Origin of the sequence: Hylemonella gracilis ATCC 19624, from assembly GCF_000211835.1 — a bacterium.
Lineage (GTDB): Bacteria > Pseudomonadota > Gammaproteobacteria > Burkholderiales > Burkholderiaceae_C > Hylemonella > Hylemonella gracilis.
The window spans coordinates 1-2285 of the sequence record NZ_AEGR01000111.1 but is presented as its reverse complement, the minus strand read 5'-3'; the positions used below and the strand labels follow the sequence as shown (position 1 = coordinate 2285).

Here is a 2285-nt window from a genome sequence, read left to right as displayed (position 1 = left end):
AGTTCGGCAGTTCGGCAGTTCGGCAGTTCGGCAGTTCGGCAGTTCGGCTGATTGGCTGATTGGCTGATGGCCCAATCGGCCCTCAAGCTCAAGCCACTGCCCAGAATTGATCCAGGCCCTCGAATTCCCATTCGACGGGGTCTTCGCGTCCGACGATGCGCTCAATCACCTGGGGAGATGAGAGGTCCACGGTCTGAGGCGCGATGTGCGCGGTGCGGTCCACGGAATAGAACACCTTGACAATCGGTTTCGTCAAAGCCTGAGCCGACTGTTCAACCACCACCGCCAACACTGCCCCCCAGCGGTCTGATGCCAAGCGCAGCAGGGACCCCACCGGGTAGATGCCCAGGCTCTTGACGAAAGCTTGGAACACCCGTTGGTCAAAGTGGCCTCGGGACCATTCAGCCATCTTGTGCAAGGACTGCGCCGGGTCCCACCCCGCCTTGTAAGGGCGGTCAGAGGTGATGGCGTCGTACACATCGCATACGGCACCCATCTTTGCGAACAAGCTGATTTCCGAGTCCTTCAGCCCCTTGGGGTAGCCCGAGCCGTCTACTTTCTCGTGGTGGTGGAGGCAGACGTCCAAGGCCATGGGGTCCAGGTTGCCAACATTCTGGAGCATGCGGTAACCGTCAATCGTGTGCTGCTTCATCACCTCGAACTCAGCCGGCGTCAGCTTGCCGGGCTTGTTGAGCACGCTGGGGGGGGTCGCGGCCTTGCCCAGGTCATGCAGCAGCCCCGCCAAGCCCGCGGATCGGGTCTGTCCCTCACTCAGCCCCATCTGCCTGGCCAATGCGATCATCAAGGCACAGACTGCGACCGAGTGCATGTAGGTGTAATCGTCCGCGGTCTTGAGCCGCGCCAAGCTGATCAGCGCACTGGCGTTACGGGAAACGGAGTCGGAAATCTCCTCAACCAGGTGCTGCGCACGCGCTGCGTCCACCGTCTTGCCCATGCGGGCTTCCTGGAACATGGACATCACAGCTTGCTTGGACTGCTGGCAAATCAGGGCCGCTCGGGACAATTCGTCTTTGATCGGCACGGGCTCCTTGAGCCGTGGCGGGCGAGCGGCTTCGTTGAGCTCAAGCTGGACCTCGAAGGCGACTTGCTCCTCGGTCTCAACTTCCGTCCCAGGGGGAACATCAAGCCCCTTGCTGCTGTCGATCCAGACCTCGCGGATGCTACTTTCAAGTATGCGTTCGAGATCTTTGGGGTCCGCCAGCAGAAAACTGTCGCGCCAGAAGGGATGCTCCTGCCAGGATCCCCGCAGTTCTTCAACCCACATCCCCAGTTTCAACGACTCGACGCGTATGCATTTGAGCATGACAGGTTCTCCCCGCACCCGGCGTGGATCGTAACATCAAGCTTCTTGCGGCGGCATCACCAATATTGGCGAGGACCGCACGTCAGCGATCCAAGAGATGCCCGCCTCCACCGGGGAGGGGGGGTCAGTGCAGGTGGCGTGGCTTGCGACCACCGCCATGACCACCCGCACCTCGAGGTGGCTTGCCGATCTCGAGCGAATTGACCAAGGCGTCGTAGCGCCCCCTGAACAGGTTGTCGATCTCGCCCACCAAGCCACTCAATTCGGACGCGTCGAAGTGGCGCTCCATCACGTGAATCACATCCTGCACCAGGATATCGCGCTGCACCTGCATGATGGCGCCAGGATTGGGCCCGACAAACAGCATCAGAAAGTCATCTCGCGACTCAGTTTCAGGATCAGCTTCTTCCTCATCGAACTCGACGTCGTAGAACGTGATCTCGATCGCAGCACCTGCTTGAGACAACTCATTGAGGCTCATGCACATCTCGTCAAGAGATTGACGAAAATTCTCATCGCCCAACACCGTCCAGCACAGACGCAGCATGTGATCCTGGGCATCGAAACGGATGCCTGGCTCATCCTCGTAGTGACTGTGCGCCCCTTCAGCCAAGGTACGCGCGCCAACATACTTCCACAGGGGCTTGAGCGCATCCTGAATCTGGTCAAAGGCCACGTCTGCGCGTAAAGGCACATCACCGTGAACATGAATTTCAAACGGAGCGTCGTAGCTGCTGGCCATAGAGAGGGTCGTTGTGGGTGCTTGGTGCCTCGAACCGGGGTCGAACCGGTACGCGCCCTTTCAGGCTGCGGCGGATTTTAAGTCCGCTGTGTCTACCAATTTCACCATCGAGGCTGCAGAGTGATCTGCCCGATTGTGAAGCAAACAGCAACACGGGGGAGGCCGAAGAAATGGAGCGGGAAACGAGGCTCGAACTCGCGACCTCAACCTTGGCAAGGT

Annotated in this window: 2 protein-coding genes and 1 tRNA gene; all 3 read right to left on the bottom strand. The window is 59.6% G+C overall.

The window, feature by feature from the left end; translation table 11 throughout:
- Nucleotides 1–88: 88 nt before the first annotated feature.
- Nucleotides 89–1324 (bottom strand): HD-GYP domain-containing protein, encoded by a 1236-nt coding sequence (locus HGR_RS16585; protein WP_039853933.1) that lies wholly within the window; start codon nucleotides 1322–1324, stop codon nucleotides 89–91.
- Between the two features lie 124 nt (nucleotides 1325–1448).
- Nucleotides 1449–2066: a DUF6806 family protein gene (locus HGR_RS16580; RefSeq protein ID WP_006299558.1), complete on the bottom strand. Its 618-nt coding sequence runs from the start codon at nucleotides 2064–2066 to the stop codon at nucleotides 1449–1451.
- 22 nt (nucleotides 2067–2088) lie between these two features.
- Nucleotides 2089–2180 (bottom strand) — tRNA-Leu (locus tag HGR_RS16575).
- Nucleotides 2181–2285 lie beyond the last annotated feature (105 nt).

What these genes read in the sequence shown, in the direction of transcription:
- HGR_RS16585 (WP_039853933.1), bottom strand. Translation starts at nt 1,324, where the DNA reads ATGCTCAAATGCATACGCGTCGAGTCGTTGAAACTGGGGATGTGGGTT.
- HGR_RS16580 (WP_006299558.1), bottom strand. Translation starts at nt 2,066, where the DNA reads ATGGCCAGCAGCTACGACGCTCCGTTTGAAATTCATGTTCACGGTGAT.